Below are 14844 nucleotides of genomic sequence, written 5' to 3'. Positions count from 1 at the left end.
CTTAGAATTTATATCCACGGTGCAGCGCTACAATGCCACCCGTAAGATTGTAGTAGCTGGCTTGTTCAAAACCGGCTTGCTCCATCATTCCTTTTAAAGTTTCTTGATCAGGATGCATGCGAATCGATTCGGCCAAATAACGGTAGCTGTCTGGATCGTTAACAATCAATTGCCCCATTTTCGGTAACACATGGAAAGAGTAGGCGTCGTAGACTTTTGATAACGGATCGGCAACCGGTTTGGAAAACTCCAGCACCAGCAAACGCCCACCAGGCTTGAGGACACGAAACATTGAGCGTAAAGCAGCATCTTTATCGGTGACGTTGCGCAGACCAAACGCGATAGTGATGCAATCGAAATGGTCATCAGGGAAAGGCAGTGCCTCGGCGTTGGCTTGCACGTAACTAACATTACCAACAATGCCTTTGTCGCGCAGTTTGTCGCGGCCCACCTTAAGCATTGAGTTATTAATGTCGGCGAGCACCACTTCACCGCGTTCACCAACAAGGCGAGAAAATTTTGCCGTAAGGTCACCAGTACCACCGGCTAAGTCGAGCACTTTTTGCCCAGGACGAACACCACTGCAATCAATGGTAAAGCGTTTCCAGATCCGGTGAATGCCCATCGACATCACATCATTCATCAGATCGTACTTCGCCGCCACCGAGTGAAACACATTGGCCACGAGGCTTTCTTTTTCTTGGCGTTTGACTTGCTGGTAGCCAAAGTCGATGGTCTCTTGATCCTGGTGCGCGTTTTTATCTGTCATTGTATTCCCCTAACATATTGGCTCCAGTTTACTTTATCGCCCATCCCGACTCCAAGCGTGCGGCCAAGTTTATTATGATTATTGCTGGTTGGCGTCCCGTTCGGCCTGAGTCAGGTTGAGAGGTTCATCGGCCGCCGGCTCGGTAGCGACACTGGCGAGCGACGGGCTGATATCCCGTTTCACCTCCACCCCCAGCGCTTTAAACCCTTCCGCTTGGCGAATAATATTACCGCGGCCATGGCTGAGTTTGTTCATCGCCCCTTGATAGCTGTCACTGGCTTTACCCAGCGCATTGCCGAGCGCTTCCATATCACCAACAAATAAGCGCACCTTGTCATAGAGCTTGCTCGCTTTCTCTGCGATTTGTTTGGCATTTTGGTTTTGGTATTCATAACGCCATAAATTATTGATGGTACGCAGTGCCACCAGCAAAGTGGTAGGACTGACCAGCATAATATTATTGTCCATCGCCTCACGGATCAGGCGGGCATCAGCCTCAACCGCGACTTGGAAAGCCGGCTCCACTGGAATAAACATCAGTACGTAATCCAGCGAACGCACGCCATGAAGCTGATGATAATCTTTGCGCCCCAGCCCGCGGATATGCTGGCGAATGGCCTGGACATGCTCTTTTAGCGCCGCATCTTGCTCAGCCAAGGTCTCTGCGTTGTAGTAACGCTCATAGGCGACGAGGGCCATTTTGGCATCTATTACCACGTCTTTTTCTTGGGGTAATTTCACCACCACATCGGGCTGATAACGCTTACCTTGCTCGTTCTCAAAGCTCACTTGGGTTTGGTACTCGCGCCCCTCTCGCAAGCCAGACTCTTCTAAAATGCGCGCGAGGACCACTTCGCCCCAATTACCTTGTTGCTTATTATCGCCTTTTAGCGCCTGAGTCAGGTTATGGGCCTCACGGGTCATGTCCGCGTTTAATTGTTGTAGATTTTTGATTTCATGAATCAGGGTATGCCGCTCTTTGGCTTGCTCGCCAAAGCTATCGGTCACCTGCTTCTTAAATCCTTCCAACTGCGATTTAAGCGGTCCAAGCAGGCTTTCTAAGCTCATTTTATTTTGCTCATCGACCGAGTGGACTTTTTGCTCAAATACTTGATTGGCAAGTTGCTCAAACTGGGTGCGTAATCGCTCCTCCGCGTTTTCTAGCAGTGCGTGTTTTTCCTTCGCCGCGTTTAACTGCTGCTCGGCGCTGGCTTTAACTTCTCGCAACTCTGCCAACAGTTCTGATTTATCCTCACGTACCGCATCCAGTTTGTCTGACAGCGCTTGATTGTCTTGGCGTAATTGCTCCAGTTGACGTAGCTTCTCACTGGCAGAAGTTAATTTGCCGTAATACTGGCGTAGCTCTTGCGTCAGACGATCGCGCTCAACATCCAAGCTATCCAACTCTTGTTGTTGTTGTTCCAGTTGCTGACGAAGCTGTTGTTGCTGCATGTCAGCGGTCGCCTGCTGTTGGGCATATTGCGTGTCAAACCACTGTTGATATTGGGTGACTACGCGTCGATGCAGCCAATAGCTCAGCCCTGAGGCACTGATAACGCCGAAACAAAACGTCAGGATAGACAAGGTGGATAATGACAGACCATCAAGCATAATGGGTTCTCTATTGTACGGTCACTGATGTCAGCAAGGCTAATGGGATACTGGATAGATGTCCAGTCTATCTCGGTGCGTACGAATACCGTAGACTGCCTGGAATCGAAGGCATCTTTGCAGGGAGGCAGTATGCACAATGAACGTAAAGCACTGATATTTGGATTATCTGCCGTGCTGTTGTGGTCAACAGTCGCGACCGCGTTCAAAATCACCTTAAGCTACATGACCCCGATTCAAATGCTGGCCGCCGCCAGCGTGGTATCGGTCGTCGTACTCGCCGCTATTGCCGCCGTGCAAGGCAAGCTATCGGCACTGTGGCCGACGTTTCGTCGTCGACCTGGCTATTATTGCCTGCTAGGGATGATTAATCCCTTAATTTATTATTTGGTCCTTTTCAAAGCCTATGATCTTCTTCCCGCCTCTTTGGCCCAACCATTAAATTACAGCTGGGCCATTACTTTGACCTTAATGGCAGCGGTGTTTCTCGGCCATACTATTCGTCGTCAAGATTGGATTGCGGCGGCGTTGGGCTATTTTGGTGTGGTGGTCATAGCAACCAAAGGCCAATTGCTCTCGTTACAATTCGACAGCCCGCTAGGCATTGGGCTTGCGTTGCTCTCCACCCTATTGTGGGCAGGTTTTTGGGTACTGAATACTAAAAATCCTGCCGACCCGGTGCTCGGCATTCTGTTAAGTTTTATGCTGTCGCTACCGGTGTCCTTATTGTTAGCCGGAATGACAGCATCATGGACAGGGATCCCCTGGCAAGGCTGGCTCGCGGTGAGCTATGTGGGGCTTTTTGAAATGGGGGTAACCTTTATGCTGTGGTTGAGCGCAATGAAATATACTCAGAATGCCTCACGGATCAGCAATCTGATTTTTATCTCGCCTTTTATCTCCTTGGTGTTACTGGCCACCATTATCGGCGAGACGATTCATATCAGCACCCTGATCGGTCTTAGCTTTATTGTCGTGGGCCTACTGATTCAGCAACGCAAACCCAAAAATAGCAAACAACCCGCGGCGAGTACCTAACGATCCTAGCGCCACACGCCGCTCAGTCTTGTTTATTCCTTTGAGGATGGGCGGCGATCAGCCCATCTTGCGTTGGATTACATACTCATAAAGCTCGTCAGCAGATAAACCATCTTGCGCCAAGCCTTGGGTGATTTCTTCAATACGCTCAGATCGACGCTCATCTATCACCTGATTAAATTGATAAACCAGTTCGCGTAAATATTTCAGTGGCACCTGATGGGCGGCGCTACGTACACGCTCTTCACTTTGACTGCCTAATTCTGCCAGCAATTTGCCAAACATGATTTTCTCGGGCGATTCCTCAAGTTGCTCAAGGACGCGCGCCATTTCGATTGTCGATAATGACATAGTGTATAACTGACCTTTGGATATAAAACGATAAGGAATGAGCATTAATTTGGTTTGCTTAGTAAATATACTCTCAATTTGGGGTTATTAGCAAAATAAAAAAACGCTGGCCGAAGCCAGCGAAAAGGGATGATGGGTTGTCGAGACCCCAGCGTTTTGCACGTCTTATTATATTTTGCCAACTGAACGCTTTTTTTTACTGATTATTTAATCTCTTACTGCTTTCGCATGCCATTGCTTACCTTTCGGTGACCACAAAATAATTAAGCCAGGTAGCAGCAACCACATATGCACGGTCATTAAATCACTGGCGGATAAACCTAAACGCTGAGTCAGGCTAACCAGCAGACCTGCGCCACTCATTTGGAACAATCCCAACAAGGCTGCCGCTGTGCCGGCACGATCAGAAAACGGGGCTAATGCCGCGCCCGCTGACGCGCCCAACACCCAAGCAAAGCCGAATGACGAGGTAAAAATGGGTAACATAAAGGCCCAGGGGGCAGCGATGGGGCTTAATGCCAGCATCAGCCCGCCTGAGCCGACCAGCATCATCAAGCCAATATTGAGCGCGCGGCGGCTGCCAAATTTTTGCATATAGCGCGGCGCTAACATCGCGGCGGCAATGTTTAATGCCGCGTTGGCACCGAACCAAAAAGTAAAGCTGTTCATGGAAATACCATACCTATCCATCAGCAATACGGGCGCGGAGGTGACATAGGCTAAGATCACCGCCATCGCCAGCATGCAAAGAATGATGTGATAGGTAAATGTCGGCACGCGTAGCACCTGCCAATACCGACGTAAGCTGAATAGGCGGCCCGAGGTGTCCGTGTGCGCAGGGCGTGTCTCGGGCAAAAATACGCTGACCAAGACCAAGCCCAATGCCGCATAACCGAGCATAAAGGTGAAGTTAGCGCGCCAATCAAACATTTGAGTCAGCCAGCTACCCAGTAGCGGCGCCAAGGCGGGCACAAAGCAAATCGCACCATTGAGATAGCTAATCATATGGCCGCTGCGCTCAGCACCAAAGCGGTCACGCACTGCCGCAAACGCACACACGGTAGTCGCACACGCGCCAAACCCTTGCAGCAAACGCGCCACCAGCATCATATCCATCGAGGTCGCGAGCCACGCCATCAGCGAGCTAAGACCGTATAGTGAAATACCAATGATCGCGACAGGCTTACGGCCAAAGCGGTCAGCCAATGGCCCCGCAAACAGCTGGCCCAAACCCAAACTAAACATAAACCAAGTGACGGTATCTTGCGCCAAGGTTGGGCTCACATTAAAGTCACCTGCCATATACGGTAATGCAGGCAGGTAAATATCAATCGCCATCGGGCTAAACAGCACCAGTAACACCATTAAGGCGACCAGTAAGCGATTTGATGTCGGTGAGTCAGTGTGTGACATGGGTTACTCCTCTATACAAGCACGTAGTATAGTGGCTTCAGGGTATGAACCATAATGGTTTATAGTAAAAGCAGTTATTCCCAAGGAGAATACCAGCAATGGATTTGGACCAGCTGCAGCGCACCGACCTCAATTTATTGGTGTGTTTGCATGTACTTTTAGAAGAGTGCAATGTCACGGGCACGGCAAAACGCCTGCATCTCAGCCAATCGGCAGTGAGTAAAAACTTAGCCCGACTCAGAGCGCAATTTAACGATCCACTTTTTACTCGAGCAGCCCACGGGCTCAAACCCACGGTTCGTGCACAAACCTTACAACCTAAATTACGCGCTTTGCTCAATGATATCGCGGCGATGACCGAACCTGACCATTTTCAGCCACACTTAAGTGATCGCTGTTTTCGCTTTGCCCTCGTCGAGAGCGCCTACCCATTACTGCTGCCCCAATTTATTGGCGATATGTTAGAGGCCGCCCCATCGATCACCCTCAATACCGCCGCTTGGGATCAAACTACCTTTGATGGCCTCGCCCGCGGCAATATCGATTTTGGTATTACCGGTAAAGATTTAAATCCCGCCGATGCCATGTTGACCATGATGCCGCCCAAGGGTGTGCGCTACCAAGAGCTTTGCCAAGATCACCAGTGTGTGTTGATGCGCGCTGATCACCCAGCGCTCAAGGGCCCATGGGATGAAGCGCGTTACCTTGGACTGCGACATGTACAGGTGAAGTGTGACGGGAATGACCGCTGGCTGTTGGACTATAAACTGGCAGAGCGTAATATTGAGCGTGACATTGCCATGTACGTGCCAGATTTCAACAGTGCGGCGAGCCTGTGTACCTATACCGACCTGGTGTTTACCTCACCAAGCCAGTTTGCGCATTATATTGCCGCGTCGCTCAATTTGGTGGTGCGGCCGTTACCGACGCCAATCCCGCCAATGGCGTACACCTTGTTTTGGCATCAAAATCAAGAAAATGACCCGGGGCACCAATGGCTGAAAGCCTTGATTATTTCGCGCTGTCAGCAGTTTAGCCCGGCAAAATTGCAACCTATCGCCCATCGCGCTAGGGTCTAATCCACGGGTTTTTACGCGAGGCCGAACATGGCAAGTTCACCCAATTTAAAGAAGGAAGAATAATGGACGCGACCCTTACCAAGCGTATTGAGCAGCTAAGACACTGGCTGGCTCAACACGACTATGACGCCTTACTCATCCCCCACGAAGACGAATACCTCGGCGAATACGTGCCTGAGCACAATGAGCGCCTGCATTGGGCAACCGGCTTTACCGGCTCCGCAGGGGCCGCGGTGATCACCCGCGACAAGGCGGCGATTTTTGTTGATGGCCGCTATGTGGTTCAAGTCCGTAAGCAAGTCCCCGCCGGCCTGTTTGACTACTGCCATCTGATTGATGAGCCACCGGTGCAATGGGCACAGCAACAATTACCCAAGGGTGCCAAGCTGGCTATCGACGCTCGCATGCATAGCGCTGCTTGGTACAAACGCACCCAACGTGCGCTGGATGGGGCTTTGACACTGGTGAGCGTTGAGCAAAACCCGATTGAAAGCTTGTGGGACGATCGCCCCGCCCCGCTTAATAGCCCTGCCATTTTACTGGGTGAAGAGAAAACCGGCCGCGCCAGCTTGGATAAGCGGCAAACCATTGGCCAGCAGCTGGCTGATCAGAATCTTGATGCCGCGGTACTCACTCAACCCGATGCCGTCTGTTGGCTGCTCAATATCCGTGGTCGCGATATCCCACGTTTACCCGTGGTGCTGACCCAAGCGATTATCAAGCAATCCGGTGACGTCACCGTATTTATCGACCCCGCGCGTCTGCCCGAAGGCTTTGATGCACACGTGGGCCAAGGCGTGAACGTTGCGCACCCAGACAGCCTGGTTGATGCCCTGCAAGCGCTGACGGGTCAACGTGTATTGGTCGACCCAAACGGTGCCAATGCCTGGACACTGGACACCCTCCAACAAGCGCAAGTCACCGTGGTGGAAGCGCAAGACCCATGTGCGCTTGAAAAAGCGGCCAAGAACCCGCAAGAAATCGCCGGTATGCGTGCCTGTCACGTGCGCGATGGTGTTGCCGTGACCCGCTTCTTGGCGTGGTTTGACCGTCAAGTCGACGCCGGTGAACGCCCTGACGAAGCGGTGCTCGCAGACACCTTGTATCAATTCCGCCAACAAGACGATCAACTGGTCGACTTAAGCTTTGATACCATTTCCGCCGCCGGTGGCAACGCCGCTATGTGCCACTACAACCACAACAATCAGCCCAAACCGAGCGTGATTGAGAGCAACAACGTCTACTTGGTCGACTCTGGCGGCCAATACTATGACGGCACCACGGACATTACCCGTACCGTGCCGGTGGGCGAATGCAGCGCTGAGATCAAAAAGGCCTTCACGCTGGTGCTGAAAGGACATATTGCGCTGGCCACCGCGCGGTTCCCGAAAGGTACCTCAGGCAGCCAGCTTGATGCCTTAGCACGCCAGTATTTGTGGCAACACGGCTATGATTTTGACCATGGCACCGGTCACGGTGTCGGGCATTTCTTGGACGTACACGAGGGTCCGCAGCGCATTTCCAAAGCGCCCAATAGCGTCGCGCTATTGCCGGGCATGGTGGTGTCAAACGAGCCGGGCTACTATCGCGCCGAGGCGTTTGGGATCCGGATTGAAAACCTCGAGTTGATTGAAGAAAAGCCCACCGAGGGCGACATGACGATGCTCGGATTTGCCTCACTCACGCGTGCACCGATCGATCGTCGTTTGGTCGATGTGAGCTTACTTAGCGAGGCGGAAATCCAGTGGTGGAATCGCTATCATCAAACCGTGTGGGATGAAATCAGCCCCCACCTCGATGATCAAGACCAAGCTTGGTTAAAACAAGCGACCGCGCCGTTAAGTGGTTAAGTCGCCTCTTCACTAAGTATAAAAAAACAAAAAGCGTCCGATTGGACGCTTTTTTTATTCCCCTTTCAGGGCTTTCTCGACCGCTTTGGGCGAAAAGCCGCGCAAGGTGGTATCGCCAATGCAAATCACCGGGACACCCCGCGAGCCAGTTGCCGCCAGCAGCTTCTTGCCTTTGGGCGTGGCCGTATCGACAACACGATAACGCAGCCCTTTTTTATCCAAGTAAGCTTTGGCCGCCTCACAGTGAGGACAGCGCGGACCTACATATACAGTAATACGTTTCATGCCCGCATTGTCGCTAACCCACTGCCGTTTGTGAAGCCATTTGCGCCTGACGCGCCACATCGTAGATGTTATCCCAATCTTTCCATACCACCTCAAAACCGAGGGCACGGACGCTGGCGGCCACCTCTGCCGCGCTACGTTCATCACTGATGGCAAACTGCTCTAATTGTGGCTCAGGGTTCGCATAGCCGCCCGGTTGGGTTTTTGACGCCGCGGAAAGGCTCGTGACCCCAAGGGGCAACACATTGTCGCGAAAGTGGGGTGACTCTCGTGTCGACAGCGACAGCTCCACCTGCGGATTCCACAACCGATAGGCACAAATCAGCTGAACCAGCTGCTTGTCCGTCATCACCGATTTCGGCTGTAACGCCCCCGCGCAAGGACGTAAGCGCGGAAAAGATAGCGAATAGCGGCTTTGCCAGTATTGCTTTTCCAGATAATCGAGATGCTGGGCGGTAAAAAAGCTGTCGGTGCGCCAGTCCTCAAGGCCAATCAAGGCGCCGAGACCAATCTTATCGACCCCTGCTTGTGCCAACCTATCTGGGGTTTGCAGTCGGTAGTGAAAGTCGGTTTTATTGCCACGCTTGTGGTGTTCCCCATAGGTTGGCGCGTGGTAGGTTTCTTGATACACCATCACCGCATCCACCCCCTTTGCCACCAAGGCGCGATATGCGTCGGTATCTAGCGGCTGCACCTCCATCGCCACATGATGAAAGTATTGCTTCACCACCGGTAAGGCGCGGAGAAAATACTCGAGCCCTACCTTGGTTTCATGCTCTCCGGTCACCAAGAGCACACTGTCAAAGCCCATTTTTTTGATCGCTTCACACTCGGCGGCGATCTCAGCTTCATCCAACGTGCGCCGTTTGATCCGGTTCTCCATCGAAAAACCGCAATAGGTACACACGTTGGCGCACAAATTGGAGAGATACAGCGGAATATAGAACCCCATGGTATAGCCAAACCGCTGCCGCGTCAGCGCCGCAGATTGCTGAGCCATGGCCTCAAGGTAGGCTTCAGCGGCAGGACTGATCAGGGCAGCGAAGTCGTCCACATTGCGCGAGGATTTAGCCAGCGCCCGCTCGACATCTTGGCGCGTTTTGCTGTAAATCGAAAGGCGATGATGATCCCAATCGAGTGCTGCCCACCGCTCAGAAAAACTCATCACGCCTCCTTAGCGTCAAGAAACGCGGTTAAGGGGCTAGACGCGTGGGCGTGATTGTGTGTGCCCGCCAGTCCAGCGCGATACGCGCAGCGTCCTGCTTCAACCGCTTGTTTAAACGCTGCGCCCATAGCAATCGGATCGCCAGCCGTGGCAATAGCGGTATTGACCAATACTGCATCGGCACCGCGCTCCATCGCTAACGCCGCATCTGACGGTGCACCAATGCCGGCATCAATGATCACCGGCACGCGAGCTTGCTCGATAATGATGTCGAGAAACGCCATTGAGGCCAGCCCTTGGTTGGAGCCAATCGGTGAGCCAAGGGGCATCACCGCCGCACATCCCACCTCTTCCAAACGCTTACACAGCACAGGATCGGCATGACAATATGGCAGCACCACAAACCCCTCATCCACAAGCGTTTTCGCCGCTTGAAGGGTTTCAATCGGATCAGGCATCAGATACTTAGGGTCGGGGTGAATTTCCAGCTTTACCCAATGTGTTCCTAATGCTTCTCGAGCAAGACGCGCGGCAAACATCGCTTCTTGCGCATTTTTCGCCCCCGAGGTATTGGGCAGCAGGCGCACACCGAGCTCACGCAGCGGGGTTAAAATATCGTCTTGTGTGGCATGCACATCGACTCGCCTTAGCGCCATGGTGACCAGCTCAGTACCACTGGCCGCCAGTGATTCGGCCATGATCTTGCGACTGGCAAACTTGCCCGTGCCGGTTAACAGCCGAGATGAAAACGTCGTATCCGCAATGGTTAACATAATTATCCTCCGGCAATCGCTTGAAAGACCGCCAAGCTATCGCCAGCGGCAAGTGACGTGGATGACCAAGCATCGCGCGCAATAATGGTCTGATTTAGCGCGACCGCGACTGATTCAGCCGGCACCTTCATCTCCTCAATCAATTGCGCGACGGTCGTGGCATTGACCTCTGTAGGCGTGTCATTAATGGTTAACTGCATCACTTACCTCCCGCGTTGGCTGACAAACCGCACAGAGCGGATGAACAGGCAGCGAAAAGTGCTGCCATGTCATGGTTTGACCATCCAGTTGTGACAAGCGATTGGTACCGACCGCCTGCCCTAATAATAATTTTATCCCTTCCAGCGCTTGCGCGGTGGCCATCATGCCGACCACAGGTCCCATTACCCCAGCCTCAGCACAGCGCGTGGGTTCAGAGGGCGTCACGTCCGCAAAGGCGCACGCATAACATGCGCTATGCGGTTGATAAACCAATAACTGGCCTTGCCAGCCAATCGCGGCCGCGCTCACCAACGGCGTGCCAGCCTCTACACAGGCTTGGTTAACCGCATGGCGAGTGGCGAGATTATCACTGCAATCGAGAACCACATCCGCCATCGCCACTTCAAGCGCCAGACGTTCACCCTCGAGATAGGCATTGATGGCTCGGCACTGGCAATGTGGATTCAGCGCGACCAAGTTAGCGGCTAGCGCTGCGGCTTTATCGGTGCCGATTTGCGCCTCCCGATACGCCACCTGACGCGCCAAGTTAGATAGCTCAATGTGGTCCGAGTCAGCAATCGCTAACTGACCCACGCCAGCGCCTGCAAGATAGAGGCCCGCGGTGGTTCCAAGCCCACCGGCACCGACGATCAACACGCGCGCCTTGCTCAGTGCCTGCTGCCCGCACTCTCCAACTTCTGGCAGCATGATTTGCCGGCTATAACGCAGGTATTCACTGTCCGATAGCATCACGCCCTCCTTGTTGTCTTGATGGATTAAGACAGCGGTCAAATGCGTCAATGCGCGCCGCTAAATCAGGCGCTTGCGTCACGGCGCGGACCACCGCAATGGCGTCCACGCCAGTGCGCCAAACGTCAGGGGCTCGGTTGAGATCAATACCGCCAATCGCCACCGTCGGGAAGCGGCAATCCACAGTCGCCACCTGCTGCGCTAACGCAGAAATGCCTTGCGGCGGCTCGGCGAGCTGTTTGGTGGTAGTGGGAAAAATATGGCCGATGGCAAGATAACTGGGCGAGAGCGCAATCGCTGCAGCGAGCTGCTCTGGACTGCGCGTCGATACGCCAAGGCGCACGCCTTGTCGTGCGAGCCGGTCAAGATCCGCCTCTTGTAAGTCTTGCTGTCCCAGATGAACGCCATAGGCGCCAGCCTCAAGCGCGAGCTGCCAGTGATCGTTGATAAACACCTGCGCATGGTGCGCGCGGCCCAATGCCACCGCGCGCTGTACCCAATCTAACAATTGTGGATGCGCTGGCTGCTTCACACGCAGTTGCACGGTTTTCACCCCCAAACAAAGCAAGCGTTCGAGCAAATCCACATCGTCCACCACAGGATATAATGGGCCTATACCTTCAGGCATAGGCGCAAATGGGGTTAGGCTCATGATTCCACCTTATCGCTGTCGCTTACCTCAGCGCCTTGTGGTGAAGAATGATGAGATTTTTGCAGGTAGAGCTCACTGCCCTTTTCTCGGAATTCTTGCGATTTTTGCTGCATGCCTGCTAACGGGTCTTCCAGCATAGTGACATCAATCGCTTCGCCCGCGGCGGCATAGCCATTTTCTTTGGCATAATCTCGGACTTCTTGGCTGATTTTCATGGAGCAGAATTTTGGCCCACACATAGAGCAAAAGTGTGCGACCTTGCCCGACTCTTGAGGGAGCGTTTCGTCGTGATAGGCACGTGCCGTCACCGGATCTAAAGCAAGGTTGAACTGATCTTCCCAGCGGAATTCAAAGCGCGCTTTGGAAATGGCGTTATCCCGCACTTGCGCACCCGGGTGTCCTTTGGCTAAGTCGGCAGCGTGTGCGCAAAGCTTGTAGGTGATCATGCCCGTTTTAACATCCTCTTTATTGGGCAGGCCCAGATGCTCTTTGGGCGTGACATAGCAAAGCATCGCACACCCAAACCAGCCAATCATCGCCGCACCAATCCCGGAGGTAATGTGGTCATAGCCAGGCGCAATATCGGTGGTCAGCGGGCCTAAGGTATAAAAAGGCGCTTCGTGGCAATGGGTGAGCTGCTCGTCCATATTCTCTTTGATCATGTGCATGGGCACATGGCCGGGGCCTTCAATCATCACCTGTACATCGTATTCCCATGCCACCTTGGTTAGCTCGCCCAGGGTACGTAGCTCACTGAACTGGGCTTCGTCGTTCGCGTCAGCCACTGAGCCTGGGCGCAATCCATCGCCTAACGACAGCGATACATCATAGGCAGCACAAATCTCGCAGATTTCGCGAAAATGGGTATAGAGGAAGCTTTCTTGATGATGCGCCAAGCACCATTTGGCGATAATCGAACCGCCACGCGAGACAATCCCAGTCACGCGATTGGCAGTCATGGGCACATAGTGCAAACGCACCCCGGCGTGAATGGTAAAGTAGTCGACCCCTTGCTCGGCTTGCTCTATCAAGGTATCGCGCATCACTTCCCAGGTCAGGTCTTCGGCAACGCCATTCACTTTCTCAAGCGCCTGATACATAGGTACGGTGCCAATCGGGACTGGGCTATTACGTAAAATCCACTCGCGAGTTTCGTGGATATTGCGTCCGGTCGATAAATCCATCACCGTATCCGCTCCCCAACGGGTCGCCCACACCAACTTTTCGGTTTCTTCTTCAATGGAGGAGCTCACCGCCGAGTTACCAATATTGGCATTCACTTTCACTAGAAAGTTACGCCCAATGATCATCGGCTCCGCTTCTGGGTGGTTAATGTTGGCAGGAATAATCGCACGCCCTTCAGCAACTTCTTGGCGCACAAATTCGGGGGTGATGTTTGAGGGTAAATGCGCGCCAAAGCTTTCCCCTGGGTGCTGGCGGTTTAGTTGCTCTTCACGATACTGCTGGCGACCCATATTTTCCCGGATGGCGATAAATTCCATCTCTGGGGTGATAATGCCTTGGCGTGCGTAGTGAAGCTGGGTCACACATTGATGAGGTTTCGCCCGACGGATAGGCGGTAAGGCGCCAAAGCGAAGATCATCCAAGGTTTCATCACTGAGGCGGGTCTGCGCATAGTCTGAGCTCACTGCATCAAGAAACTCTGTATCGGCACGCTCATCAATCCAGGCTTTGCGCACTGGCGCTAAGCCTTGGTAAATATCGATAGCACTCTGTGGGTCGGTATAAGGCCCTGATGTGTCATAAACCCGAATGGATTCATTGTCCTCGTACTGCGGATTGTCTTTACTCCCGCCCACAAAGGTCGGAGACAGATGGATCTCGCGCATCCCTACACGAATATCAGGTCGCGAGCCCTCGACATAAACTTTCTCCGAGTTGGGGTAGGTTTGCGCAGAGAGGGAATCGATAAAAGATTTGGCCTCAAGACGGGCCTGTTTACGGGTCGACATAGCATTACTCCGGTGTTCATTATGGGAATTAATGCTTGCCGGAAAACGCTGAATTGAGATGTGAGCAAACTGGCAGACGCGTACGGTCTGTGATCTGATGCATCTCTTGTTCCCTTCGCTGGTCCTAACCAGATCAGGTTCAACGGATCCCACTTAACGTGGTCTCAGCCAATTGGCACTCCGACAAGTTCAACGCCAGTATAAGAAATCACCGCCGCAACAACAAGCGACGTAATAGCATGTTTTTACCTACCCAGTAATACGTCCTAGCAGCCAAGCGCCCATCGCAGCCGCTCCCAAGCATAACGCTAGGTTGAGACCCACGTTTAACAAGGCTTTCACCGTCTCACCATGTTGAAAAAGAAGCAAGGTATCCACTGAAAAGGTCGAGAAGGTGGTAAACGCGCCCAAAAAGCCAATCGCAATCAGTTGACGCCAAGGCACTGGGGCAATCAGCTCTTGGCTCATCGCCGCTAAAAAGACGCCCATTGCTAATGAGCCCAGCACATTAACCATTAGGGTGCCGTACGGGAATCCTCGACCAAACACCGCGACGCTCCACTCTGAAACTAAAAAACGCGAGGACGCCCCTAATGCGCCGCCAAGCCCTACCCACAATATGCTTACCACTGGGTGCTCCTTTCGATTGGTAAAAACTCATCATACCGCGACATGTGAACAAGAAACAGGAGGGAGAAAAAGGGAAGAGGGGCAGAGTTGCTAGAAGCTTAATGATTCACATACAAAAAAAGCACCGGCAATGTCGATGCTTTGGTGTTTGGCAGGGGTAGAGGGATTCGACCGGGCTGGCGTCCCAGCCCCCAACACGCCTTTTTTGTCGTTTGCATGTTCTCATCTTATCGGATTACGAGAAGCTTGATGATTCACATACATCGAGTAGGGTGAGGCGTTGCCGCCTCATCCCTCTCACAGA

General features: G+C 52.9%; 15 protein-coding genes and 1 riboswitch. Of the genes, 3 read left to right on the top strand and 12 right to left on the bottom strand.

The features are described from left to right. Nucleotide 1: 1 nt before the first annotated feature. Both ubiE and rmuC read right to left on the bottom strand, forming a co-directional pair. A complete protein-coding gene (gene ubiE / locus C7A19_RS06595; RefSeq protein WP_116644497.1) occupies nt 2-769 on the bottom strand; it encodes a bifunctional demethylmenaquinone methyltransferase/2-methoxy-6-polyprenyl-1,4-benzoquinol methylase UbiE in 768 nt (255 codons plus the stop codon). Between the two features lie 78 nt (nt 770-847). Further along, nucleotides 848-2380: a DNA recombination protein RmuC gene (rmuC, locus tag C7A19_RS06590; RefSeq protein ID WP_116644496.1), complete on the bottom strand. Its 1533-nt coding sequence runs from the start codon at nt 2378-2380 to the stop codon at nt 848-850. A 132-nt stretch (nt 2381-2512) separates the two neighbouring features. On the opposite strand from rmuC, the gene C7A19_RS06585 reads away from it, so the two are divergent. After that, entirely contained in the window at nt 2513-3418 is a 906-nt protein-coding gene (locus C7A19_RS06585) for a DMT family transporter (protein ID WP_116644495.1), read from the top strand. Between the two features lie 57 nt (nt 3419-3475). Here the strand turns inward: C7A19_RS06585 and C7A19_RS06580 are convergent, their stop codons facing one another. Then, on the bottom strand, nt 3476-3769 hold the full coding sequence (locus C7A19_RS06580) for a hypothetical protein (RefSeq protein ID WP_069361829.1): 294 nt from the start codon (nt 3767-3769) through the stop codon (nt 3476-3478). 207 nt (nt 3770-3976) lie between these two features. Then, nucleotides 3977-5182, bottom strand: coding sequence for a multidrug effflux MFS transporter (locus C7A19_RS06575; RefSeq protein ID WP_116644494.1), 1206 nt, complete (start codon nt 5180-5182; stop codon nt 3977-3979). Nucleotides 5183-5280: 98 nt separating this feature from the next. Here C7A19_RS06575 and C7A19_RS06570 point away from each other — a divergent pair, with 98 nt between their 5' ends. Together C7A19_RS06570 and C7A19_RS06565 are read left to right on the top strand one after the other, a co-directional pair. After that, the gene (locus tag C7A19_RS06570) at nt 5281-6261 is read left to right on the top strand and encodes a LysR family transcriptional regulator (RefSeq protein ID WP_116644493.1); all 981 of its coding nucleotides are present in this window, start codon (nt 5281-5283) and stop codon (nt 6259-6261) included. A 62-nt stretch (nt 6262-6323) separates the two neighbouring features. Continuing rightward, nucleotides 6324-8111, top strand: coding sequence for an aminopeptidase P family protein (locus C7A19_RS06565; protein WP_116644492.1), 1788 nt, complete (start codon nt 6324-6326; stop codon nt 8109-8111). Nucleotides 8112-8165: 54 nt separating this feature from the next. Here the strand turns inward: C7A19_RS06565 and C7A19_RS06560 are convergent, their stop codons facing one another. From C7A19_RS06560 to crcB, 8 genes are all read right to left on the bottom strand, one after another. Then, nucleotides 8166-8396, bottom strand: a complete 231-nt coding sequence (locus tag C7A19_RS06560) for a glutaredoxin family protein (protein ID WP_069361819.1) — start codon at nt 8394-8396, stop codon at nt 8166-8168. Between the two features lie 13 nt (nt 8397-8409). Next, nucleotides 8410-9561 (bottom strand): 2-iminoacetate synthase ThiH, encoded by a 1152-nt coding sequence (gene thiH, locus C7A19_RS06555; protein ID WP_116644491.1) that lies wholly within the window; start codon nt 9559-9561, stop codon nt 8410-8412. Then, on the bottom strand, nt 9561-10334 hold the full coding sequence (locus C7A19_RS06550) for a thiazole synthase (RefSeq protein ID WP_077669675.1): 774 nt from the start codon (nt 10332-10334) through the stop codon (nt 9561-9563). Before C7A19_RS06550 ends, thiH begins: the two co-directional genes overlap by 1 nt. Before the next feature lie 2 nt (nt 10335-10336). Beyond that, nucleotides 10337-10534, bottom strand: a complete 198-nt coding sequence (gene thiS / locus C7A19_RS06545) for a sulfur carrier protein ThiS (RefSeq protein WP_077461846.1) — start codon at nt 10532-10534, stop codon at nt 10337-10339. Further along, entirely contained in the window at nt 10518-11285 is a 768-nt protein-coding gene (locus C7A19_RS06540) for a HesA/MoeB/ThiF family protein (RefSeq protein ID WP_116644490.1), read from the bottom strand. The genes thiS and C7A19_RS06540 overlap by 17 nt, the downstream gene beginning before the upstream one ends. Beyond that, entirely contained in the window at nt 11269-11937 is a 669-nt protein-coding gene (gene thiE / locus C7A19_RS06535; protein ID WP_116644489.1) for a thiamine phosphate synthase, read from the bottom strand. The genes C7A19_RS06540 and thiE overlap by 17 nt, the downstream gene beginning before the upstream one ends. Continuing rightward, nucleotides 11934-13910 (bottom strand): phosphomethylpyrimidine synthase ThiC, encoded by a 1977-nt coding sequence (gene thiC / locus C7A19_RS06530; RefSeq protein WP_116644488.1) that lies wholly within the window; start codon nt 13908-13910, stop codon nt 11934-11936. The genes thiE and thiC overlap by 4 nt, the downstream gene beginning before the upstream one ends. A gap of 93 nt (nt 13911-14003) precedes the next feature. Then, a riboswitch (TPP riboswitch) is annotated at nt 14004-14103 on the bottom strand. 56 nt (nt 14104-14159) lie between these two features. Continuing rightward, nucleotides 14160-14540, bottom strand: a complete 381-nt coding sequence (gene crcB / locus C7A19_RS06525; RefSeq protein ID WP_069586806.1) for a fluoride efflux transporter CrcB — start codon at nt 14538-14540, stop codon at nt 14160-14162. Nucleotides 14541-14844 lie beyond the last annotated feature (304 nt).

Source organism: Salinivibrio sp. HTSP, assembly GCF_003390965.1.
Classification (GTDB): Bacteria; Pseudomonadota; Gammaproteobacteria; order Enterobacterales; family Vibrionaceae; genus Salinivibrio; species Salinivibrio kushneri.
Note: the sequence above shows the minus strand (reverse complement) of the source record. Positions and strands in the feature narration are given on the sequence as shown.

What these genes read in the sequence shown, in the direction of transcription:
- ubiE (WP_116644497.1), bottom strand. Translation starts at nt 769, where the DNA reads ATGACAGATAAAAACGCGCACCAGGATCAAGAGACCATCGACTTTGGC.
- rmuC (WP_116644496.1), bottom strand. Translation starts at nt 2,380, where the DNA reads ATGCTTGATGGTCTGTCATTATCCACCTTGTCTATCCTGACGTTTTGT.
- C7A19_RS06585 (WP_116644495.1), top strand. Translation starts at nt 2,513, where the DNA reads ATGCACAATGAACGTAAAGCACTGATATTTGGATTATCTGCCGTGCTG.
- C7A19_RS06580 (WP_069361829.1), bottom strand. Translation starts at nt 3,769, where the DNA reads ATGTCATTATCGACAATCGAAATGGCGCGCGTCCTTGAGCAACTTGAG.
- C7A19_RS06575 (WP_116644494.1), bottom strand. Translation starts at nt 5,182, where the DNA reads ATGTCACACACTGACTCACCGACATCAAATCGCTTACTGGTCGCCTTA.
- C7A19_RS06570 (WP_116644493.1), top strand. Translation starts at nt 5,281, where the DNA reads ATGGATTTGGACCAGCTGCAGCGCACCGACCTCAATTTATTGGTGTGT.
- C7A19_RS06565 (WP_116644492.1), top strand. Translation starts at nt 6,324, where the DNA reads ATGGACGCGACCCTTACCAAGCGTATTGAGCAGCTAAGACACTGGCTG.
- C7A19_RS06560 (WP_069361819.1), bottom strand. Translation starts at nt 8,396, where the DNA reads ATGAAACGTATTACTGTATATGTAGGTCCGCGCTGTCCTCACTGTGAG.
- thiH (WP_116644491.1), bottom strand. Translation starts at nt 9,561, where the DNA reads ATGAGTTTTTCTGAGCGGTGGGCAGCACTCGATTGGGATCATCATCGC.
- C7A19_RS06550 (WP_077669675.1), bottom strand. Translation starts at nt 10,334, where the DNA reads ATGTTAACCATTGCGGATACGACGTTTTCATCTCGGCTGTTAACCGGC.
- thiS (WP_077461846.1), bottom strand. Translation starts at nt 10,534, where the DNA reads ATGCAGTTAACCATTAATGACACGCCTACAGAGGTCAATGCCACGACC.
- C7A19_RS06540 (WP_116644490.1), bottom strand. Translation starts at nt 11,285, where the DNA reads ATGCTATCGGACAGTGAATACCTGCGTTATAGCCGGCAAATCATGCTG.
- thiE (WP_116644489.1), bottom strand. Translation starts at nt 11,937, where the DNA reads ATGAGCCTAACCCCATTTGCGCCTATGCCTGAAGGTATAGGCCCATTA.
- thiC (WP_116644488.1), bottom strand. Translation starts at nt 13,910, where the DNA reads ATGTCGACCCGTAAACAGGCCCGTCTTGAGGCCAAATCTTTTATCGAT.